The sequence below is a fragment of the Aequorivita todarodis genome (assembly GCF_028561335.1).
In the GTDB taxonomy this organism is placed as follows: Bacteria; Bacteroidota; Bacteroidia; order Flavobacteriales; family Flavobacteriaceae; genus Aequorivita; species Aequorivita todarodis.
In genome coordinates this window covers 65,284-87,848 of record NZ_JAQQTG010000002.1, presented here as the reverse complement: position 1 = coordinate 87,848, position 22,565 = coordinate 65,284, and the positions used below count along the sequence as shown (strand labels likewise).

Below are 22,565 nucleotides of genomic sequence, written 5' to 3'. Positions count from 1 at the left end.
GATTGTTCCAAAAGATAATTTTTTTATCCATTTGGCGAATCCGCCGAAGGCCCATAGCTGCCCGGCACCGGAATATTTAGCAATCTATAATAAACGCCCAGTTGCGCGCGGTGGTGGGTAATCTGGTTCAGTCCGTGCCTGATGGCGCCGTATTTACTCCATTCCATAATTTTTTGGCCGTTCATCCGTATGCTCCAATTGGGTTTTAAGTCTGCTTCTTTCGCATTTTCCAACGCTTTCATGCCAGCTTTGTACTGTTTGTCCAATTGTTGCAGCAAATCTTCTTTTCCGCCCATTTTTTCCGGATTGTAACCATCGGCAAAATCCAAATAATCGGTATTCAAAATAACCTGCGGCCAACCGAAAATATCCACAATATGCGTTGTTAAATCCATCAACTTCATACTTTTTGTATGCGGGGCATAATCGTTTTTGTCCTTTGGAAAATTATTCAGAAATTTTTTGGTGGTGTTGTACTCTTCGGTAAGTTCGTCCTTTAAATTTTTTAGCGTATCCATAATTTTTGAATGTTTTGGTTTTTAAAAAATCAAATTAATTTTGAACAACTAATTTACCCATTCAAAAGCATTTTTCAACAGGAAATTCCTGTAAATTTGCAACCTAAAATTCCTTCAATTGGCAAAACAGATCACAGATACCATCCTAATGATTCGCCCCGTTGCGTTCCGAATGAATGAGCAAACGGCGGTCAATAATTTTTTTCAGGAAGACATCGCCCTTAAAAATGCTGAAATCAATACTAAAGCACAGGAAGAGTTTGATGCCTTTGTGCAAAAATTGCGAAGCGTTGGCGTAAACGTGATTGTCGAGAATGACGATTTGCGGATGGACACGCCAGACTCCATTTTTCCGAACAACTGGATCAGTTTTCACGAAAATGGCGATATAGGCCTGTATCCAATGTTTGCTGAAAACCGCCGTCGCGAAAGACGCGAGGAGGTTTTGATCCGTTTGGAAAACGAAGGCTTTAAAATCAACAATATTTACGATTATACCCCTGCTGAGGACGAAGGCTATTTTCTGGAAGGTACCGGCAGCCTGTTGTTGGACCGTGTAAACCATAAGGCCTATTGCGCACTTTCACCTCGCGCTGATGAAGAATTGCTTATTGAATTCTGCGAGGATTTTGAATACTTGCCAGTAATTTTTACCGCAAACCAAACTGTGGACGGCAAACGGTTGCCAATATATCACACCAACGTAATGATGTGTCTTGCAGAGGAATTCTGCGTAATTTGTTTGGAATCAATTGATGATGCTGCAGAAAAGAAAAACGTGGTCCAACACCTAAAAAAGGACGGAAAGGAAATCATTAAAATATCCGAGGCACAAATGCACCATTTTGCGGGCAATATGCTCCAAGTACAGGGACGCGACAAAAAATATTTGGTGATGAGCGCCGCTGCCCATAAAAGCTTAAACAAAGAACAAATTGAGGCCATTGAAAAGCACTGCGAAATCCTGAGCAGCGACCTTACTACCATTGAAACCTGTGGCGGCGGAAGCGCCCGCTGTATGATGGCCGAGGTGTTTCTTCCGAAGGAATAAGCCCCTAAATACCCAAAAGGCATTTTGTTTTTTTCAATTTAAAAGGTTTGTAGTCTATCGCAGTTGTTTTATTTTCCCATAAACCCATAAACCCATAAACCCATAAGCCCATAAACCCATAAATTTTTAAACCATTTTCCCGTATCTTTAATTCTTCAACAAAAAGATTTTATCTATGAAAATCCTAAAAATAGTTTTACTCATCGTCGGAGTGGTTTTAATCGTCTTTGGGCTGTACAACGCCTTCGTGCCACAGGAAGTTTTGGATATCGGCCCATTGGAGGTCAACAAAAAGGAGGGCTTGACTAACCAAACTTTGGGAATGATCGGGATCGGGGTCTTGGCGCTTATTGCCGGCGCATTGATTAAAAACCGCAGATAGTTTTTCGCTTCAAAATTCAAAAAAGTATCTTTGCGGTTTTAAAAATAACTATCAGTAACGGAAGCTTCACGCATCCAGCACCAAACATCCAGCATTTAAAAAATGACATTTCAGCAAACCTTGGAAACCCAAATTAAGACCGCAGTAGAAAAACTGTACGGCGCAAAACTTGAATCGGTAGAACTGCAGCCAACCCGCAAGGATTTTGAGGGCGATATTACCGCGGTGGTTTTTCCAATGTTACGCGTGGTTAAAGGAAATCCGGCGCAGATTGGGGAGGCTATTGGCAATTATTTGGTTGAACATGTTTCTGAGATTGAAAAATTCAACGTTGTTCAAGGGTTTCTGAATATTGTTTTGAGCGATGCGTATTATTTAAATTTTTTCAATTCCGTGGGAGATTTTTCTTCCTTCGGAAAAGTTCCGCAGGGAAATGAGGCGATGATGGTTGAATATTCCTCGCCAAACACCAACAAGCCCTTGCATTTGGGACACGTTCGGAATGTATTGCTCGGCTATTCCGTTGCTGAAATTGAAAAGGCGGCCGGAAAAAAAGTTTATAAAACCCAAATCATTAACGATCGCGGAATCCATATTTGCAAAAGTATGCTGGCGTGGGAAAAGTTCGGAAATGGGGAAACGCCGGATTCTACTGATTTGAAAGGCGATAAGCTCGTTGGGAATTACTACGTAAAATTCGACAAAGAATACAAAAAGCAAATTGAAGCTTTAAAGGCAAAAGGAAAAACCGAGGAAGAAGCAAAAGCACAAGCCCCGCTAATTTTGGAAGCCCAAGAAATGCTCCGAAAGTGGGAGGCTGGCGATGCAGAAACCGTGGCCCTTTGGAACAAAATGAACGGCTGGGTCTATAAAGGTTTTGAGGAAACCTACAAGTCCATTGGCGTAGATTTCGACTTTTATTATTACGAAAGCGACACCTATTTGCTCGGAAAGGATATCATTGAAGAAGGCATTAAAAAAGACGTCTTTTTTATGAAGGACGACGGCTCCGTTTGGTGCGATCTTACCGATGAGGGACTGGATGAAAAACTGGTGCTGCGTAGCGACGGCACCGCGGTTTATATGACGCAGGACATCGGCACCGCGGTTCAACGTGTAAAAGATCACCCGGACGTTGGCGGAATGATTTACACGGTTGGCAACGAACAGGATTACCACTTTAAAGTGCTGTTTTTAATTCTGAAAAAACTCGGCTATAGTTGGGCCAAAAATCTATTCCACTTAAGTTATGGAATGGTGGACCTGCCTTCGGGAAAAATGAAAAGCCGTGAAGGAACCGTGGTTGACGCAGATGATCTGATTGCCCAAATGACCGATACGGCGCGAACCATTTCTGAGGAACTTGGAAAGATTGACGATTTTTCCAAAGAAGAAAAGGAAGCGCTTTACAGAATGATCGGTTTGGGAGCTTTAAAATACTATATTCTGAAAGTTGACCCTAAAAAACGGATTCTCTTCAATCCCGAGGAAAGTGTGGATTTTCAAGGAAATACCGGGCCGTTTATTCAATATACCTATGCGCGGATTCAGTCTATTCTCCGAAAAGCTAATGAGAATGAAAATGTCATGCTGAGCTTGTCGAAGCATATTGCTTCCGATATTATCTTACACCCCAAAGAAAAGGAACTCATTAAAATTATCCAGCAATTTCCAGAGACCATTCAGTTGGCGGCGGAAAATTACAGTCCGGCGTTGATTGCAAACTATACATACGATTTGGTAAAGGAATTCAACAGTTTTTATCAAAATGTGCCAATTCTGGCAACCGATAATGAAACTGAAAAAGCCTTCCGCGTAAAACTTTCAAAAGCCGTTGGGGAAGTTATAAAAAGTGCTTTCGCACTATTGGGAATTGAGGTTCCCGAACGTATGTAATTTAAAGAATTTCTTTGCGCCTTCGCGTCTTTGCGAGAAAATTTTAGCACGCAAAGCCGCCAAGACGCAAAGTTTGAATGATATTTTTCCCTCATCCCTCATCCCTCATCCCTCATCCCTCATCCCTCATCCCTCATCCCTCATCCCTCATTCCTCATTCCTCATCCCTTCTTAAAACAAAACCTGAAACGAAAAATTCGGCGTAATCCCCAAAGAGATTTCCTCAATTTTATTTACCGAAACTTCATTGTTTTCATCCCGGATCAATGCATAGCGGATGTTTACGGTATTTTCGGTATTTAGAAGATTTAAAAGTGCGATGTTTATTTTGGCATCGATGTTTGGGGAGAGCTTCCAAAGGTATTCGGCGGAAAGATCCGTACGGAAATAATCTGGCAACCTTTGGCCATTTGGCACACCAAACTGAATGGTGGTTGCGCTACCTTCCATCGTGGTTTCGGCACCTTTCAAAGGAATGGTATATGGTTTTCCGCTGTGCCAATTCAGTCCCAATGCAATTTTCAGGGCATTCCACGCATAGCTTCCCGCCAGTGTCGCGGTGTGCTGTATATCCAGATTGTTTGGAAATGTTGAAGGAGAAAGGGCTTCGAATTCATAATCGTTTTTGCTGTACATATAACTGGCCCAAATGCTGACGGCCTTTGTTTTTTTGTTGATAACAAATTCGGCACCTTTTACCGTGTAATTTCCAATCGCTTTTGAAAATTGAAACTGGTTTTGAAGCCCTTGGTTTGCGCTATTTATGTCCTCCACAATTTTATAAAACCCTTCCGCATTCATAAAAAGTCCATTTTTGCTATAGACCACACCTGCGGAGGCCTGCCTGCTTTTTATGATTGGGGTATTTTCCTCGTCAGCCAAAACCCATCTTCTCTTTTCAATCCCCAAAAAATCACTTTCAAAATCAATTCGCTGTGTAGTGCTTTGGCTTTTGAATTCCCCCAAAACCTCGATGGCGAACCCATTTCCGAATTTTTGGTGCAGACTCAACCGCGGTTCAATTGAAACCTCTTCAAACTTTGAAAAATAATTTCCACGAACGCCTCCAAAAACAAAGGTTTTTTGATTGTTGGAAACATAATTTAATCCCGTAAAAAGGGCGTGCGTTCGCAAAACATCCTTTTCGTAATCGCGGAATCGCGGCAAATTTACATCCTGTGTGTTTGCGATTCCTATTTCCGAAAATTGATACCCCGTTTGGAGTTTTAAGGTTTCCGAAAGCCCAATATTCGCATCAAATTTAAGCCCAGTTTCCAAAACTTCGTTTTTTTGGATTTGTTCCTGGGTGGTAAAAATGTCTTTGTTTATGGCATCCAGCAAGTAATACGTTCCGTAAGCCAAAGCTGTAGTTTCAATGTTGTCGTTCCATAAACGATTCCACGAAACCCCGCCCAATAAGCTACGTTGGTCCAGCTCGCTGGTTTTTGACTGTGAATTGGCTTCCATAGTTTCGGTGAAATCCAGCGAATTGTCAATCGTCAAAAAGTTGACTCGGAGCTTATCTTTTTCTGAAATATCCCAAAGCAATTTGGTGCTGAAATCGTAAAAATCAAAAGTTTCATCGGTAGTAATGGCGATATTGTTTTCAGCGTTTTCAACATTTGAAATTTCGCTGTCCTGAAAAATCCGTTTGGTATAATTTTCATAAACGGGCGATTCCCAAAGATGGTTTATGGATTTTCGTGCGGCAACTTGGATGCTAAGATTTTCTGATATGGAAACATCCAAAAACCCGTTTCCGTTTATCAAATTGAAACCGATACCCGCTTCGGTTTTTGATGAAACCGTATTTTTTGAACGCATATTTAGCACGCCCGAAACCCCTTCGCCATAGCGGATGTTGGTTCCGTTTTTATAAAGGGTTACCTGCTTTGTGATGTCTGGATTAATGGCGGAAATAAGCCCAAAAAAATGCCCGCTCTGGTACATTTTTATATCGTCCCAGAGCAACAGGTTTTCATCGTGTGTTCCCCCGCGAATGTTGATGTTCGAGATGGTTTCGTCCGCGCTTTCCACGCCCGGAAGTGCCTGCACAATCTGCAGCACATCGTTTTCTACCTGGCCCGGCAACAAACCGAAATGTTGTGTGGCAAGTAAAATGGAACCGTCCAGGTTTTTGCTGATTCCCTTGGTAAAGATATTTTGGACCAATACGGGGGCAAGCTCCAAAACCGAGGGAGTAAGGAGTATAGCGGTGCATTCCGTTGATAATTCTGAAGTATGCTTCGTGATTTTTGAATAACCCACAAACGAAACTGTGAAGGCTGTGTTTCCTTTTTGCGGTGGAATATAAAAAAAACCTTCGGCGTTTGTAATGGTATTGAACGTATTGTTTTCAGAAATAATGGTCGCACCTTCCAGGGGCAACTGGGTCTCAAGGTCGATTACCCTTCCGCAAAGGCTGCCGGAATTTTCATTGGAAGCAATGGTAATATAACGTTCATTGATTTGGTTGAAGTGAAATGGCGTGTTTTCCCGAAGGTAGGAAAGGATGTCCTCAATGGAAGCATTTTCTTTGGAAGGCAGTTTCAGGTTTATTCCTTCCACTTCTTCACGAACGTAGGAAAAGCGTACGTTTTTTTCTTTTTCCAAAGTTTCCAAATAGGCCAAAAGGGTAGTTTCTTCGGTTTCCTGTGCCATGGTTTTTGCTCCAAAAGCACAGAACACCAAAAGTAAAACTAATATTTTGCAGCTACTTGCTATTTTTGGCATCAATGGTTACTGCTCCGTTATTATTTATTTTATAATGCAACTGAAGGGGCTCACAAATTGATTTTAGGGCAAGTTCTAGGTTTTTGTGGGTAAAGGTACCGGTAAATCTCTTGGCAGAATCCACGTTTTTCATAGCGACGTGGATTGGGTATTGCCTTTCCAGCTCTTTTACAACCATTTGTAGCGGGATATTTTCAAACCTGCTTTCGTGTTGAAGCCAAACCGGCAATTGGGTTTCGGTGGCTTCATTCACCATCAATTTACCATTTTCTATCTGTACTTTTTTCCCGGCGGGCAGTTTTAGAAGTGTATCGTTAAAGGCAACGCTAACCAGACCTTCGAAACAGGCAACCGTAAAAAGACCGTTTCTCGCAGAAACGTTGAACTGTGTGCCCAACACGCTTACGGTGCCTTCGGCAGTTTTTACGCTGAATTTACTCCCTTTGGTTACTTTGAAATACGCTTCACCATCCAAGGAAAGCTCGCGGGAATTGGCCCAGTTCGTTTTGTTGTAAGTTATTTTTGAACCTGCGTTTAAAACAACTTCGGAACCATCGGGCAGCGAAAAGGTTTCGGTCTGTGCAATTTCAGTTTTTACTGAAGTATCGAGCGTAGTAGTATAATAATACCCCACAAGTAGCAAGGCAAATACGGCGGCCACTTTCCAAACAATTGAAAAGATATTCGGGGTTTTTAATGGGCGGACGGGTTTTATTTTGTTTGAAATAGCTTCAAAGTTTGCTTCCGAATCCATATCGGCAACCTCAAAGCCCGTGCTGGCATCGGCAATCTGGACATAGGAAGCATATTCCGGATCAGACTTTAACTTTTCCAGTTCCTCCGCCGTAGCTTCGTTGTTGAGCCATTTGTGCAATAAGTGGTCTTTTTCCATTTTACTTGTGTTCATAGGTGAAACAGCCAAACTGAGCGTTACCCTACCATTTTTTTTATTTTTTTAAGTAAACTTAATAATAACTTCGACGTGGGACAAAAGGACGTAAGACATAGGACTAAAAAAATTGAATTTTACTTTTACAATAATATTTTGCCCTAAGTCCGATGTCATACCGTTTTAAGTCTATTTCAAACATTCCCAATTTCCTTCCGGAGGGTTGCCAAGGCTTGGCTCATCCGTTTTTCTACGGCTTTTACTGAAATATTGAGCATTTCGGCTATTTCCGCATATTTTTTTCCTTCAATGCGGTTCAAAAGAAAAGCGGTACGTTGCGCCTCGGTAAGATTTTCGATGGAATTTTTGAGCTTTTCGTGAAATTGCGCTTCTTCCATCAAAAACTCCGGGGATTGGAAATTCGTTTTAGCGGGCTGCTTTTTGGCGTGCTTTAAAACTACTTTTTTGTGGGCCACCTCGTTCAAAAAGGCATTGTTGCAAACGGTATATAAAAACGATTTTGCCTTTTCTTTGGTAACTTTCGCACAGTTTTGCCATAGTTTTATGAAAGCTTCCTGCACCAAATCGTCCGCCTGTGCTGTGTCTCCGCATTTAAAATAAATAAACCGCCAAACCGTTTTTCCGTGGGCTTCATACAGACGGTTGAACGTATTTTCGTTACAGACGTTTTCGGGTTCTTTCATAAAGGAGGTTGATGGATTCCAAATATATTTAAAAGTTTTTCAACTTGCAGGGTAGGGTAGATTTTTATTAATTTGTTATTAATGTAAAGTAAAGATCGAAAATTTGAAAAGAGTGCACTTCTTCCGTTTTTTTGTTTTGTTTTTTTTAAGTGTTTCTATTTTTTCTTGCCAAAAGGAAGAAGAGGAGTATATAGACGAAACCAACGATGAAACTATTACCGCAAATTCGCCATTGACTGGAATGTTGTTGCGCACGTCCCAAAACCCGGGTACTTATGACGACATAATTGACGGAAATAGCTGCGCCTCGGTGGTGCTTCCCGTTACGGTTATTGCCAATGGCCAGCAAGTGACGATCAATTCACCCGAAGACGTAACTATAATCAAGGATATTTTCAACCTGTTCCCGAACGATACCGATACGTTGGAAATTATATTTCCAATAACTTTAAAACTCTTTGATTATACCCAGGTAACCGTAAACAGCCAGAGCGAATTGGATGCGCTTGCTGCAAGCTGTGGCACAAACAATACTGAAATTGGCTGTTTGGATTTTGTGTACCCCATTTCTTTTTTTACATATAATGCAGATCAGCAGCAGACGGGAAGCGTTAGTGTTAATAGTGATTTGGAGCTTTTCGCTTTTCTGCAAAATTTGACACCGGACGATTTTATAAGTCTTGATTTTCCGATTTCGGTTATTTTGGAAAATGGTTCTACGATAGAAGTGAACAGCAACCAAGAGCTGCAAACATTGATTGTTGACTGTGTGGCGAATACCAACGACGACCCGATAGATATTTCGCAGTTTGAGGAAGATTTGACTACGGGCCCGTGGTACATTGCGTATTTTTTTGACGATTATGACGAAACCGACAATTATGCGGGGTATGAATTTGCCTTCGCTTTGGACGGAACGGCACAAGCTGTAAAGTCTGGAGTCAACATACCTGGAACTTGGGCACTCCTTACCGATTTTAAATTTGATTTGTTCTTCGGAACAAGCGCGCCGCTGGATGAACTGGACGAAGACTGGGAAATATTGGAAGCCACTTCTGAAATTATTAAGCTGAAACACATTAGTGGCGATGGAAGTACAGATTACTTAACCTTTGGCCGAAATCCAAATACGGGTGGAAACAATACGGAATTGAATCTTTTTATCGAAAATCTGATAACCGGAAGTTGGTTCGTAAACTTGCTGGAGGAGAACGGAACCGACCACACGGCAAATTTCAATGCATATGAATTCACTTTCTTAAGAAACGGTTCTGCGGTTGCCGTAAGCAGCAATAATACCATCAACGGTTTTTGGACTGCACAGACGGACAGCGGCAATTTGGACTTCATTATAAACTTTGAAACGGGAACCAATGGTAATTTCGCTGAACTGAACGACGATTGGGATGTTTTGGAAGCTACGCAAACCATCATCCGTCTTTCTGACGTGAGCGGCGGCGGGGGCGGAACGGATCTTCTCACTTTTGGTCGCGAGCCGAACGGTGGAGGCGGTGGCGGCCCGGACCCACAGGAATTGCGGGATATTCTTGAGGATGGCACTTGGTACGTAGATAAATTTCTGGACGATGGCCGAGACGAGACCGCGGATTTTTACGGCTTCGATTTCAATTTTTACAATAACCAGACCGTGTATGCCAGCAACGGAACGGTATATGTTTATGGAATTTGGATAGTTACCGTAACCGGCCAAGAACTCAATTTTGAATTTGATATGGACAGCCCGATTAACGGAGCTGATGACCAAAACTATAAGGCCCTGCAATATTCCCCAACCTCGGTAACCTTTATTACCCGAGACAGTCAAGGCAATATTGAAGATACCTTGATCTTTAAAAAGAATTAAAATAAGCCTAATTAATTTTTTATAGTCCGTAATGAGTTGGAAATCTGGAGTCCTAATGGTTTTGTCATTTCGATGCAGGAGAAATCGCATTAAGTCTCCTCTTAATAGTAAACCTTATCCATTGCTTTCTAAGTAACAATTATGACGGTCATCTAATATTTTTAATCAAATAATAATCACAAAAAAACCCTTACTTATGAAAAACATACTAAAAGCAATTCTCGTAATTTTTATTTACTCAGGCCTCGCAATGTCCTGTGATAAAGACGATGATAACAGCCAACAGCAAGACACAACGATTGCGCAGACCATAAATACTGCGCAAAGTGGTAGTTGGAAGATCACTTACTTTTTTGACTCCGACCAAGACGAGACAGACCATTTTACAGGCTATGTGTTTACTTTCAATACTAACGGCTCGTTAGTAGCCGTAAAGGGAAGCACGACAGTAACGGGAACCTGGTCTGTAATAGACAGCAATTCCAGTGATGATGACGGAGGTTCAAACGATACCGATTTCAATATTTTCTTTGCTTCACCACCAGATTTTGAAGACCTTTCGGATGATTGGGATATTATTTCCGTGGGCAATTCAAAAATTGAACTTACCGATGTTAGCGGCGGCAATGGCGGCACCGATTTCCTAACTTTTGAAAAACTATAGTTGCCTTTTTTCTCCCCACGACTGAGCCACGGTTTTCCGTGGCTTTTTTGTTTCTATAAATAGCTGGTCTTCAGGATTTTTACTGTTCTTTTTTTAAAATAAAGTAGGGTATTTCTTTTTTTAATTGTTCTAATAATACTAACAGGAAAAACCACAAATGCTTTATGAAACAATACCTCCTCCTTTTTTCTGCCTTGATAGTAAGCTGCACAACCAGCACCTATGATGATATCGTAGAAATTCAGGACGAAGATCCCACAGCGTTGGTAACCTTTCAGGATGTGGCTTTTGTTTTTGAAAACAATTGTACTGCCTGCCACAGCAATCCGCCTCAAAATGGTGCCCCGATGTCTTTAACTAACTATTCCGAAGTTAAAAACGCAGTAGAAACCAGAGCACTTCTGGATCGGATAAGCAGGAATGAAGGCGAACAGGGGCTTATGCCCTTGGGCGGTCCGCGCTTGCCACAACAACAAATAGATCTAATAATACAGTGGAACCGAGATGGGCTACTGGAAAATTAAATACAGATGAAAACTATAATCACTTTATCAATTATCTGCTTGGCTTTTATGGCTACGGCTTTTGGACAAGAAAAATACACCACCAAAACCGGGGAAATCACTTTTGAGGCTTCGGTTCCCTCTTTTGAAGAAGTAAAGGCGAAAAACACCAATGTGAGCGCGGTTTTGGAAGCCGAAACAGGAAATTTTGCGGCACTTGCCCTAATGAAAGGTTTCCGGTTTAAAGTGGCTTTAATGGAAGAGCATTTTAACGAAAACTATATAGAATCCTCCAAATACCCAAAGGCCACTTTTAAAGGTAAAATCACCGATTTTAATTTTTCTGGATTATCGGGGGAGAAAGCATTTGTTATAAAAGGAACTTTCAACCTTCACGGTACCGACAAAACGATGGAGGTACCGGCCACCATTTCAAAAAGGAATGGAGAAGTTTGGGTCACCGCCCAGTTTGTGCTACGACCCGAAGAATTCAATATTAAAATCCCATCCATCGTAAGCAAAAAAATTGCCGATGAGGTTAACGTTTCCGCAGTGTTTAAACTTCAATAAAAATAATTATGAAAAAGAAAAGGATATTTCTGATTCTGATATTGCTGGTTGCAGTCGGTAGTTTTATGGTCTATAATTATATGTACCAAGACCATAGGGACATCAAGTCCGAAACCCCACAACTGGAAATTACCGCACCCTATTTGCTGGAACGGTTCAAAACAAACGATGGCACTGGTCTGCTGAACAAAACCATAACCGTAACGGGAACGATAACCGGTATGGAGGAAGGCGCCATTACCCTTGACGAAAGTGTATATGCAAGTTTTTCCGGGAAAAGTTCTGGGCTGAAGGTGAATGATAAAATAGCAATCAAAGGCAGGTGTATTGGGTACGACGAGCTTTTCGAAATTGTAAAACTGGATCAATGTACCGTGATAAAATAGCTTCAATGATGAAAAAAATTACAGCTTTATTGTTCTTTCTTCCGTTTTGTGTTTTTTCACAAGAGGATTTGCTGAACGATCTGGAAAGCGAAGTAGAAGTTGACAAAACGGTAATTGCGGCCTTTAAGGGTTTGAAAGTAGTAAATTTTGAATCTACCAAACTTGCCAGTAAAAAGGATTTCTATTTTGTGGTGGCCCATCGCTTCGGGTCGGTAAAAAATGGTTTTGACGATTTCTTCGGTCTGGACAATGCCGTAACCCAGTTAAAATTCATTTACGGATTTACCGAATGGCTAAATATAGGAATTGCAAGAAGCTCCTTTCAGAAAAAATACGGAATCCACGCAAAATATCAATTAATGCCACAGGAAAAGGATGGTTTCCCGGTAACGCTCGTGGGCTATAATTTGGCAACAATAAATAGTTCTTTGGAAAAGGATCAGTATGCAAACTTGGAATTTGCAGATAGGCTCACCTACACTTCACAGCTTTTGGTGTCCAGAAAATTCAATGAATCACTTTCATTGTTGTTCGCGCCAACATTTATCCACGAAAACTTGGCAACCCGAAGTCGGGAAGTTTTGGAAGATGGGACCACTTTAAATTTCGATGAAAAACACGATCAATTTGCACTGGGCATGGGCGGAAGGTACAAAATATCAAACCGCGTGAGTATTAATGCAGACTACGGGCTTCATTTAAATAGAAACAAAAATTCCAATTTCAGAAATCCTCTGTCTGTTGGGGTAGATATAGAAACAGGCGGGCACGTGTTTCAAATGCACTTTACCAATGCACAGGGTATGTTTGAAGATGGCTTCATAGTCCAAGGGCAGGGCAATTGGGCCGACGGCGATTTCTTTTTCGGCTTTAATATCAGCCGGGTTTTTTGAGAAATTGGTTGCGAAGCGGATATGAAATTTAATGAGATTCCTCCTGCGTCGGAATGACAAAGCCATCAGGACTTGGATTTCTGGCCAATTGCGGATGATAAAAAAATTAGTGACAACAATTAATTATTAACCTTAAAATCAAACATTATGAAAAAAATCAAACTATTTTTTATGATTGCGCTTACCGCTACAATGGCAAGTGCGCAAACAACTTTTGACCTTGACTGGTTCGTTGGAGTGCCCAGTGGCAATGTGAGTATTACTATAGCGCCCGGCGATACGGTACGATGGACCTGGACGGATGAAGTTCCGCATTCCGTAACTAGCGATTCTGGGAGCCAGGAGGATTTTGACAGTGGAATACTTACGGGTTCTGGAACCCAGTTTTCCTACACTTTTACGGAAGTGGGCGTGAATCCCTACGAATGTGATGTTCACTCTAATATGGAAGGAGTCATTACCGTGGATCAAACCACTTCTATTGAAGATAAATTCCGTTTGAATATTTCTTTTTATCCCAATCCTGTGAAAAGCAGGTTAACTGTTGCTTCCCTTTTTAAACTGGACAGCTACAAAATTTACAATATTTTGGGCAAAATGGTGGCGCAAGGCGCGGCCAACGGCAATATCACAGAAATTGATATGTCAAACCTGCAGAGCGGTATGTATTTTATTAATGCAACTTCGGGCGAATTACAGGCAACTTTTAAAGTTACGAAGCAATAGAAATTTTTACATTTTTAAAGGAAAGACTGTCCGAAAGGGCGGTCTTTTTTTTCATTGCGCCATTGCGAGAAAATTTTAGCACGCAAAGTCACAAAGCTTTTATTATGGCTCACGGCTCACAACTCAAAGCTCACGGCTAAATTAATCCAAATGATAAATTTCCATGATGCCTTTCAGCACTTTGTCAAAATCAATTTTTAGATCGATCAATTTTCCGGTTTCCATGTCCATAACCCAGCCATGGACGTTGAGGTTCCTATTTCTGGCAGCCAACTGCACATCGGCGGTCTTGATGACGTTTACGCACTGTTCCTGTACGTTTAGCTCCACTAAGCGACGGTATTTTTGTTCTTCATCCGTGATATCCTTCAATTCGTCACGGTGCAGGCGGTACACGTCCCTAATATTCCGCAGCCAAGGGTTCAATATCCCCAGATCCTTGGATTGCATTGCGGCCTTTACGCCGCCACATCCGTAATGGCCACAGACAACTATATGGTTTACCTTTAAAACGCTTACAGCATAGTTGATGACGCTCATAGCGCTGAGGTCCAGATTTGAGACCATATTGGAAATGTTGCGCATCACAAAAGCTTCCCCGGGTTTGGCGCCCATAATTTCCTCGGCGGTAACGCGGCTATCACTGCAACCTATATAGAGTATTTCAGGACTTTGTCCGTTTGACAGGTTTTTGAAGTAGTTAGGATCTGTTCCAAGTTTCTCGTTTACCCAATTTTGGTTGTTTTTGAATATTTGCTCTATGTTCATGTTTTCTTGATTTTTTTCAGAATTTAAAGATAGAAAAAAGCGGGTGTGCCCACAAAATGGAAATTGAAAATTTAAGTCCGAAGCTTTTTTGAAGTTGTAAAACTCACATTATCTCTTTTGCTTTTTCTATTCCTTTCAAAATGCGCAATCTGCCGGGGCCATTTTTTAGGGCAAGTTCGAATTGTTCTGCAGCTTCCTCATTTCTATTTTGGGCGATCAGCCAATCAGCATAAAGTTCATGTGTAGGCTTTTGGATGGCTGGTGGGCCATAGCTGTAACTTATGCTGTTTTCAATCTCGATGGATTTTATGAAATGTTCTTCCGCCAGTTTTGTATCATTATTCAGCTCAGCGCGAAGTGCCATTAATTGGTTTTGCCTAATTTCAGCTCCTTTCAGGTCCATTTGCGTAGCTTCATCGCGGGTAACGCCTGCGCAGAGTTTGGAACTGCCTTCCGAAACAATAAACGATTCCCTTTTATGGTCTTGGTCCATAACAGCAAGTATGCTGTCCAGTTTTTGGGTGTTGCCCGCTTTATATGCTTTCATCCCTTCCAAAAAGTGATATTTGGAACGGACGGAAATATTCAAATCGGTTATGTTTACAGGAATACTTGCTACTTCGTCCTCCCAATTATCGGTTTCGGTTAAATAGGTTCCTTTTAAAAACACCAAATATGCCCGCGCGTTTTTTGAAGGGGTTTCGGTGGCATACTTTTTCATATCGAGCACCATTTTTTTTGCTTCTTCGTAATTTCCCTTTTGAAGATAGCCGTACTGCAGCCAATGGAAAGCGTGATAGCCACGGGCATCATTGTCCAGTTCTTTCTGCTCCATTCTGTTAATGCTTGCTTGATAGGAAGCAATATTCGAAGAAATCACGTTGTCCCACATCCCCATGGCAACATAAATATGGGAGGGCATATGCAGCGCATGGCCGGCATCCGGTGCTACTTTTGAATAGGCATTGGCGGCATCCAAAGCAAGGGTAGCGTGGTCGGGATCGTCATAGGAATGTATCAAATAATGCAGCGCGCCGGGATGGTTTGGGTTTTCCTTTAAAATGCCTTTTGCGATTTTCGCCCCTTTTCCATAAACAACATCGTCCCTGCCTTCTTCCACAGAGCCCAATAGCGACAGGGCATAAAAGGCGGCCACTTCTTGATTTTCAGGATATTTTTTGTACAGACCTTCCATAAATTCGGAATAGGCAAGATCGCGTTGTTTTTTTTCGGTTTTTGGTTGGTAAAGTATGTGGACGGATTCAATTAAATCCCGTTCAATTTCGGTTGTGTTTTTTGCAGTATCCGGATTGTCAATTTTTGCCAAAACGGCTGTTGCAGCCTCATAATCCTGTTGCTGCCACAGACTGTGGTTGTAGGTCATAGCCTCGCCCCAATACGCCATTGCCATTTTTGGGTCTTCTTTTTGTGCCTTTTGAAAAGCCTCTCGGGCGTCTTCATATTCAAAGGAATGCAGCAGCAGCAACCCTTTTTCAAAGTGGGGCTGGGCACTTTCCTTTCCAGTTATTGTGATGCTTACTACGCCAAGATGATTTTTTTCCGTTTCTTTTTGTTTACACGAAACTATTAAAAGCAATGTGAAAAAATAGGTTAGAAATCTCATAATTAATAATTTAGGAGGGTGTTTAAAGATAGCGATTTCTAAACAATTTTAATTGGAAGCATTTATGATAAGACTATTTCATTGGAGTTCTTATACGGTTGTAATCACATAATAAACGATGGTAACCAAAAGCACCAATAATCCCAATGCCAGAAATTTAAGTGATCGCTGCACGTTTTTAAACTTTATTGCCGCAATTTTTGAAATGATAAACACCTGTTGTCCCAAATGGTCAAAAAGCTGGTCTTCGTCGCGGCTTATGCCATAAAAGGTTTTTGAAAATTCTTTAATAGTCCCAAATTTTGAGATAACGTCGCGGAAAAAGAAAACGTTCTTGTCATATTTGGCTTCAATCCGTGGGATAAAACACCGTATGCTGAAATAAATGGATGCCACGGTGCAGCAAAGCCAAAGCCCCAAAAGAATATAAAGCACCATTCCATTTGGCACATTTTTTATTGCCATGGTCGCACTTTGATAGATAAAATTCAGTAAAATTCCATAGAACGAAAGGATAAGCCCCGCTTTCAGTTCGGAAGCTTTTATCAAGCCAGCTACGTAATTTATGCTGCCCCAATAATGATCCACCAGATCGTCCGTATGTTTGTTTTTTAGGATTGGGGCTTGGATGGGTTGTTTTTCTTGTTCTTCCATAATGCTGTCTTTTTTTGAAATGGTTTGGATTTGGTTTTATTCCAGAACTTCGTAAACCGATAAGGGTTCGGCCTTGTTTTTTACGGTGATGCTGTCCAGTTTTTTACATTTAAAAGCCTCTTTCACTTTATGGTAGCAGCTTTCGCCAATGATTATCTGGTTTGGTTTTGCGGCATCCTGAAAACGTGCTGCCGTATTTACCGTGTCTCCGATTACTGTATAATCCAATCGTTTTAAACTGGAAGAGCCGATGTTCCCTGAAACCATTTCGCCACTTTTAATGCCGATGGAGACTTTCGGTTCAAAATCCTTCAAGGCTTTCATTTTTGGGAGCTTGTTTATTTTGTTCCGCACCGCCAATGCCGCATCGAGGGCGCGATCCAAATGATAATCGCCCCGGAAAACGGCCATCACGGCATCGCCGATAAACTTATCAATAAAGCCTTGTTGTTCCATTATTTCCGCGACCATAACATCAAAATAGCTATTTATCATGGTTACCACCGTGTCCGGTGGGGCGGTCTCGCTAATTTTGGTAAACCCGCACAGATCTATGAACATCACTGTGGCCTCAACGGTCTCGTTTGCCATAAGGGTATTTTCGTACTCGCGGCTGCCCATAAAGTTGAGTACGTTTTGGTCCACATACATTTTCAGGATGTTGTTTTCTTTAATGGCCTGCAGGGTTTCTTTTAACTGATTGCTGTGTTTTATGGTTTTTTCAATGGTTATGATGAGGTCTTCAAAATTGATGGGTTTTGTGATAAAATCAAAAGCGCCACGGTTCATTGCGGTGCGGATATTTTCCATATCGCCATAGGCGGAAACGATTACCGCTTTAAGCAGGGGTTTCAGTTCGCTGAGTTTTGAAAGTAACGTCAGCCCGTCCATTTCGGGCATATTGATGTCGCTCAAAACGATATCCGTTTCGGGTTCGCTACTGAGCTTTTCCAATGCGTCCACGCCATTGATGGCAAAGGAAAATTCGTATTTCCTTTCGCGGATCTGTTTTCGGAATTTCTGTTTTATGAGCGTTTCCAGATCTGCTTCGTCGTCAACTACAAGTATCTTAGCCATAATTTTTGAGTTTATGTCGTCTTCAAAATTCAAACGACTTTTAATGTTGTTTTAAAATTTCTTTCATCGTTCATCCGTCATTTCGTATCATAAAAAAATCAAGCCTTCCTCAATTTTTCTTTCAACATTTTGAAATCCACGGGTTTGGTCAAAAAATCATCAGCACCCAATCTTTTGGCGGTGCTATAATTTTCGTCATCGCCATAGGCCGTAATCATCATTACCGTTGGCGGCGGTTTGTGGAATTTTTGTTTGATGTGTTCCAAAAGTTCCAGACCGCTCATTCCGGGCATATTGATGTCGCTCAAAATAAGGACGGCTTTTTGCTCGTTTTTGTTTAGATAATCAAGCGCTTCTTCCCCCGAAAAGGCAAAATCGAAATTCATTTCGCCGTTTTTTATCTCCTTTCGGAAGCGTTGCAGGAACAGGTCCTGTACATCTTTTTCATCATCAACTACAAGTATATTCATAACTTTTTTAATTTAATGGATTGGTACAATAATTTTAAATTCGGTTCCTTCGCCGGCTTTGGTCTCTACCTTCAATTGGCCGCCATGGCCTTTGGTAACAATATCATAACTCATGCTAAGGCCAAGCCCTGTGCCCTGTCCGGTGGGTTTTGTGGTAAAAAAGGGTTGAAAAATCTTGTCCAAAACATGTGTTGGAATGCCGTTGCCGTTGTCTTTTACTGAAATGACGAGTCCAGCCCCCCTGCCCCCCAAAGGGGGGTTCTTTTTTGTGCTTATTGAAACTGTAGGCTCGTACAATTTTCCCTCTTCGGGGGTTCTTGGGCTTTTCTTCTTTTCATTAACAGCATAAAAAGCATTGGTAATCAAATTGAGAATAACCCTTCCCATATCCTGAGGAATTACATGTACTCTTCCGATGGATTCATCAAAATCTGTTTTTAAAGTTGCGTTGAAGGATTTGTCCTTTGCCCGCAGGCCGTGATAGGCGAGGCGCAGGTATTCGTCGGCCAGCTTGTTGATGTCCGTGGGTTCTTTTACGGCACTGCTGCTTCGGCTGTGCTGCAGCATTCCCTTTACGATACCATCGGCGCGTTTGCCGTGGTGGCTGATTTTTTCGAGGTTTTGTTTTATGTCGTGCAATAGCTCCTTTGCGTCATCAAAATTGCCATTCTGTATTTCTTCCTCCATTTCATCCAAAAGTTCGTTGCTCACTTCGGAAAAATTATTGACGAAGTTTAACGGATTTTGGATTTCGTGTGCGATTCCTGCTGTGAGTTCTCCCAGACTTGCCATTTTCTCACTTTGGATGAGTTGCTTTTGGGTTTGCTGAAGGTCGGTAAGGGTTTTTTCCAACTGTTTTTTCTCGGCAAGCAGGGCAGCGGATTGTTCTTCTTTCACCTGCAGATCCTTAAAGCGCTGGTAGGCAAATGTGAAGACTATGCGGAAACGGTCCAAAATGTTCTTTTGATCTTTGCCCAAGGTGCCAAAATTGGAAATACCGACGGCTCCATTGCCAAAGGCGTACAAATTATAGGAAATGCTATCGGCTTGCAGCAAACGCGGGTCATCCGCCTCGCCATTTTTTCGCCGCATCGCTATCAAATCCTGTAGCTGTTGGCCTTCCAGAACCATTTCGGAAAAACCATCGGTGGTATTGGCAATAACCCGTACCTGTTCTTCAAGCGTGGGATCATCGTCGTAGGACATCAAGGTAACGGTGCCGCCCATTTCGTGGGAATAATCATAGTCCAAAAAGGTTTTTTCATCCTCGTTGTTTACGTCTATGAGGGCATTGCGAATATCGGTAAAGCCCAGTTCCAGCAATTGTTCGTACAATGCCTTTGCTATATGCAGCAGTTCTGTGGACTCGTTTATACTGAGGGCTACGGAGCGCACCTTTTCCAGCGCGGCCTCAATTTTTGCTTCCCGTGCCTGTGCTTCGGCGTTTGCCAGATCGGTATATCGTTTATAGGCGAAGGTGAATACGTTCCGGAAACGTTTCAAGATTACTTTTTGTTCTTCGCTCAAAATTCCGAAGTTGGAAATACCAATGGCGCCGTTCCCAAAGGAATACAGATTATAGGTAAGATGGTCTGTTTGCCGAAGCCGTGGGTCGTCTTTTTCGCCATTGCGCAAGCGCGTTTCTATGAGCTCATCCAATTGTTTGCCTTTCAGTTCAATTTCAAAGAAAGCATCACTGCTGGATTCAATCTTTGCAATTTGTTGCTCGATAACGGGATCGCCATAGAAAGAGAATTCCGTAACTGCACTGGACATATCGTGGGAATAATCGTAGTCTAAAAAGGTCTCCTTCTCGTTGTTGTGGATGTCGATAATGGCATTTCGGATTTCGGTAAAGCCCAGTTCCAGCAATTGCTCGTACAGCACTTTGGCGATGTCCAGCATATCTTCGGACTTTTGCAGACTTAGCGCTACAGAACGCACTTTTTCCAGCGAGGCTTCTATTTTTGCCTCTTTTGCCTGTGTTTCTGCTTTTTGAAGGTCGAGGAAACGCTGGTAGGCCCTTCCAAATTCATTGGCAAATTTTATGACAATCTGTTCTTCCTCTTCGGTTGTCGGACGGATTTGGTTCATGCCAATGTAGCCAAATGGGTGTTTTCCTGCGGTGTGATAAATTCCATCCGGATAATCGTCCGGTGTGATGCGTGAGCCTTCTGGCATCGAGGCAAAGGATTCATGAAACACTTCCCAGACTTTAGGTAATTGCTTTTTTGGGAAATGCAATTTGTTTATGGCAGTTGCCTTGTCTGCTTTCCATTTGTCAACGGTTTCCTTCCAATTGTCCATGGCATCGAGCTCAACCGTTTGCTCTCCAAAACTTCGGTTACCGAATTTTCCCGTTTCACGGAAGGTAAAAGTATTTTCTTCAAAATTGAAAACCGTCATGTGCGTGCTCATGGGAACAATGCCCAATACATCAAACTGTTCGCAGAGAACGGAAAGCACTTCGTCCAGCCCATCGGAATTCTGCATGGACATGGCCTTTGCCCGAACCCTTTCAAGTGAGGCCTCAATCTGGGCTTCCCGTGCTTGGGCCTCTGCTTTTTGCAAATCCATAAATCGAATATAGGCTTGTTCAAAAACCTTTGAAAAACGCTTTAATATCTCGGCTTGGTTTTCATCCAAAATATTTCCTTCGAAATCGTTTACCACAAGTATCGAATTTTTAGCGTAGGCAATGCTTACCGCATAGGAGGTACTTTGCCAAACCTTTTGTTTTATATCTTCGGGCAGCGCTTTGAGTTCGGTATTGTTAAAAGCATATTCGTAGTATTGGTTTTTTTCTTCCTCGGTATAGATTCTTGTGGTGTAGCCGGCTTCAGGATGGTTGCCAATTCGCTTAAAATCATCCATCATCGCACTGGGGAAGTAAGGGAGTTTAAATTTCAGGGTTATCAGTCCAGAATCACTTACACCGCAACCAAACACGTCCCAATCTTCCGTATCTCCTTTTGGAACCATCATGGTAACGGAGTATGCAGGGATTTCCAATTCGTCCAGTCTTTCAAAAACAACTTTTACTACTTTATTAAATTCATCAATTTTTTGGACGGCCAATGAACTTGAACGAACTTTTTCCAGAGCTGCTTCAATTTGTGCTTCTCTTGCTTGCTTCTCTGCTTTTTTGAGGTCGAGGAAACGGGTGTAGGTTTGTTGAAACACTTTTCCGAAACGCATCAACGTATTATTTTCTTCTTCGGAATAGGGAACACCATCAAAATTCTCGATGTACAGGCCAACATTGTCCATTAAAACCGTGGAGATGGCAAGGCCGGGATAATTTAGATATATTTCCAAAAGTCCTTCAGGTACATCAGGGATAAGCTTGAAAAGATCCTTATAAAATTTGTTTTTTTCTTTGAAAGTGAGTTGATTGGCAAAGAAATTTCCCCCTTTTGCTTTTGCTTCCTTGAAACTGTTCCAATGTGCACTGTCAAAATAGGGGAGAATTATCTCGGTGGCAACTTCGTTTTTGTCCGCCAACCAAATGTGCATATCGTCATTTTTCTTGTAATCTATAATAAAACCAGTATGCTCAATATTGATTTTTAAACCGATGAACTGGTCATAAACTGTTTGAATCACTTCTTTGAGTTCCTCACTTTTTTGCATTGCCATGGTTCGGGACCGGACACGTTCCAAAGCTGTTTCAATTTCCAGTTCCCGGTTTTTCGCTTCCAATTCAAAAGTCCTGCGTTTTATGGCTTCCCGGAGCGCTTGGTTTTCTTCGTTTATTTTGTCATAACCAATGGTTTCCCCCTCTTCGGCCTTACCATCCGGAACGGAATAATGCTGGTAGATAAACCGCCACCCGTGCTTGTTTTTTCTTAGTGCATTTGAAAATCGGAACCTGCTGTAATAGGTCCATTCCTTGCCATTTAGGAACCATGCATCAAAGACGTGGGTGATAAAAATAAGTTCGCCAAACTGCTCAATTATTTTTGTTTCGTTCCGCAATTCACTCTTTCCCGCGAGTTGTTCGGCAGTAGCTGCAAAAAACTTTGTGGTTTCCTTCCTGTTCAAGAACTCCTCGTTATTGGTAGAACCGATAAAGTGGTAGTGATCATCCAAATAGTGGTCATACGTTTCCACATCGCCATTGAGATAGCTTTGCAACCAAGTATCATATACCTTGCATACTTCCGATTCTATTTGCTTGGTCAGTTTCATCT

Annotated in this window: 20 protein-coding genes; 10 read left to right on the top strand and 10 right to left on the bottom strand. The window is 41.8% G+C overall.

The window, feature by feature from the left end:
• Window positions 1-23: 23 nt before the first annotated feature.
• A complete protein-coding gene (locus tag POV26_RS00700; RefSeq protein ID WP_272854574.1) occupies window positions 24-518 on the bottom strand; it encodes a DinB family protein in 495 nt (164 codons plus the stop codon).
• Between the two features lie 148 nt (window positions 519-666).
• Between POV26_RS00700 and ctlX the strand changes: the two genes are divergently transcribed.
• The 3 genes from ctlX (at window position 667) to argS (ending at window position 3,847) form a co-directional block, all read left to right on the top strand.
• On the top strand, window positions 667-1,569 hold the full coding sequence (ctlX, locus tag POV26_RS00695; RefSeq protein ID WP_272854695.1) for a citrulline utilization hydrolase CtlX: 903 nt from the start codon (window positions 667-669) through the stop codon (window positions 1,567-1,569).
• 175 nt (window positions 1,570-1,744) lie between these two features.
• Complete coding sequence (locus POV26_RS00690; protein ID WP_272854573.1) at window positions 1,745-1,951, top strand: hypothetical protein; 207 nt, start codon at window positions 1,745-1,747, stop codon at window positions 1,949-1,951.
• A gap of 102 nt (window positions 1,952-2,053) precedes the next feature.
• Window positions 2,054-3,847: an arginine--tRNA ligase gene (argS, locus tag POV26_RS00685; RefSeq protein ID WP_272854572.1), complete on the top strand. Its 1,794-nt coding sequence runs from the start codon at window positions 2,054-2,056 to the stop codon at window positions 3,845-3,847.
• Between the two features lie 171 nt (window positions 3,848-4,018).
• Here the strand turns inward: argS and POV26_RS00680 are convergent, their stop codons facing one another.
• The 3 genes from POV26_RS00680 to POV26_RS00670 form a co-directional block, all read right to left on the bottom strand.
• Window positions 4,019-6,508: a TonB-dependent receptor gene (locus POV26_RS00680; RefSeq protein WP_272854571.1), complete on the bottom strand. Its 2,490-nt coding sequence runs from the start codon at window positions 6,506-6,508 to the stop codon at window positions 4,019-4,021.
• Between the two features lie 52 nt (window positions 6,509-6,560).
• Complete coding sequence (locus POV26_RS00675) at window positions 6,561-7,472, bottom strand: FecR family protein (protein WP_272854570.1); 912 nt, start codon at window positions 7,470-7,472, stop codon at window positions 6,561-6,563.
• A gap of 191 nt (window positions 7,473-7,663) precedes the next feature.
• The gene (locus POV26_RS00670; RefSeq protein WP_272854569.1) at window positions 7,664-8,173 is read right to left on the bottom strand and encodes an RNA polymerase sigma factor; all 510 of its coding nucleotides are present in this window, start codon (window positions 8,171-8,173) and stop codon (window positions 7,664-7,666) included.
• A 103-nt stretch (window positions 8,174-8,276) separates the two neighbouring features.
• Here POV26_RS00670 and POV26_RS00665 point away from each other — a divergent pair, with 103 nt between their 5' ends.
• The 7 genes from POV26_RS00665 (at window position 8,277) to POV26_RS00635 (ending at window position 13,779) form a co-directional block, all read left to right on the top strand.
• On the top strand, window positions 8,277-10,037 hold the full coding sequence (locus tag POV26_RS00665; RefSeq protein ID WP_272854568.1) for a hypothetical protein: 1,761 nt from the start codon (window positions 8,277-8,279) through the stop codon (window positions 10,035-10,037).
• Window positions 10,038-10,233: 196 nt separating this feature from the next.
• On the top strand, window positions 10,234-10,701 hold the full coding sequence (locus tag POV26_RS00660) for a hypothetical protein (protein WP_272854567.1): 468 nt from the start codon (window positions 10,234-10,236) through the stop codon (window positions 10,699-10,701).
• Between the two features lie 164 nt (window positions 10,702-10,865).
• The gene (locus POV26_RS00655) at window positions 10,866-11,225 is read left to right on the top strand and encodes a c-type cytochrome (RefSeq protein ID WP_272854566.1); all 360 of its coding nucleotides are present in this window, start codon (window positions 10,866-10,868) and stop codon (window positions 11,223-11,225) included.
• Between the two features lie 6 nt (window positions 11,226-11,231).
• Window positions 11,232-11,774: a YceI family protein gene (locus POV26_RS00650; protein ID WP_272854565.1), complete on the top strand. Its 543-nt coding sequence runs from the start codon at window positions 11,232-11,234 to the stop codon at window positions 11,772-11,774.
• Window positions 11,775-11,782: 8 nt separating this feature from the next.
• Window positions 11,783-12,160, top strand: a complete 378-nt coding sequence (locus POV26_RS00645) for an OB-fold protein (RefSeq protein ID WP_272854564.1) — start codon at window positions 11,783-11,785, stop codon at window positions 12,158-12,160.
• 5 nt (window positions 12,161-12,165) lie between these two features.
• Window positions 12,166-13,053, top strand: a complete 888-nt coding sequence (locus tag POV26_RS00640) for a DUF5777 family beta-barrel protein (protein ID WP_336375894.1) — start codon at window positions 12,166-12,168, stop codon at window positions 13,051-13,053.
• Window positions 13,054-13,200: 147 nt separating this feature from the next.
• Entirely contained in the window at window positions 13,201-13,779 is a 579-nt protein-coding gene (locus POV26_RS00635) for a T9SS type A sorting domain-containing protein (RefSeq protein WP_272854563.1), read from the top strand.
• Window positions 13,780-13,920: 141 nt separating this feature from the next.
• Here POV26_RS00635 and POV26_RS00630 read toward each other — a convergent pair whose 3' ends face one another.
• From POV26_RS00630 to POV26_RS00605, 6 genes are all read right to left on the bottom strand, one after another.
• Window positions 13,921-14,547, bottom strand: a complete 627-nt coding sequence (locus POV26_RS00630) for a carbonic anhydrase (protein ID WP_272854562.1) — start codon at window positions 14,545-14,547, stop codon at window positions 13,921-13,923.
• A 103-nt stretch (window positions 14,548-14,650) separates the two neighbouring features.
• Window positions 14,651-16,171 (bottom strand): tetratricopeptide repeat protein, encoded by a 1,521-nt coding sequence (locus POV26_RS00625; RefSeq protein WP_272854561.1) that lies wholly within the window; start codon window positions 16,169-16,171, stop codon window positions 14,651-14,653.
• A 90-nt stretch (window positions 16,172-16,261) separates the two neighbouring features.
• Window positions 16,262-16,825 carry a Pycsar system effector family protein gene (locus POV26_RS00620; protein WP_272854560.1) on the bottom strand — a complete coding sequence of 188 codons (564 nt, stop codon included), beginning with the start codon at window positions 16,823-16,825 and terminating at the stop codon, window positions 16,262-16,264.
• Window positions 16,826-16,861: 36 nt separating this feature from the next.
• Window positions 16,862-17,902 carry an adenylate/guanylate cyclase domain-containing response regulator gene (locus POV26_RS00615; RefSeq protein ID WP_272854559.1) on the bottom strand — a complete coding sequence of 347 codons (1,041 nt, stop codon included), beginning with the start codon at window positions 17,900-17,902 and terminating at the stop codon, window positions 16,862-16,864.
• A gap of 98 nt (window positions 17,903-18,000) precedes the next feature.
• Window positions 18,001-18,372, bottom strand: coding sequence for a response regulator (locus POV26_RS00610; RefSeq protein ID WP_272854558.1), 372 nt, complete (start codon window positions 18,370-18,372; stop codon window positions 18,001-18,003).
• A 12-nt stretch (window positions 18,373-18,384) separates the two neighbouring features.
• Window positions 18,385-22,563 carry a nuclear transport factor 2 family protein gene (locus POV26_RS00605; RefSeq protein ID WP_272854557.1) on the bottom strand — a complete coding sequence of 1,393 codons (4,179 nt, stop codon included), beginning with the start codon at window positions 22,561-22,563 and terminating at the stop codon, window positions 18,385-18,387.
• Window positions 22,564-22,565: the final 2 nt, after the last annotated feature.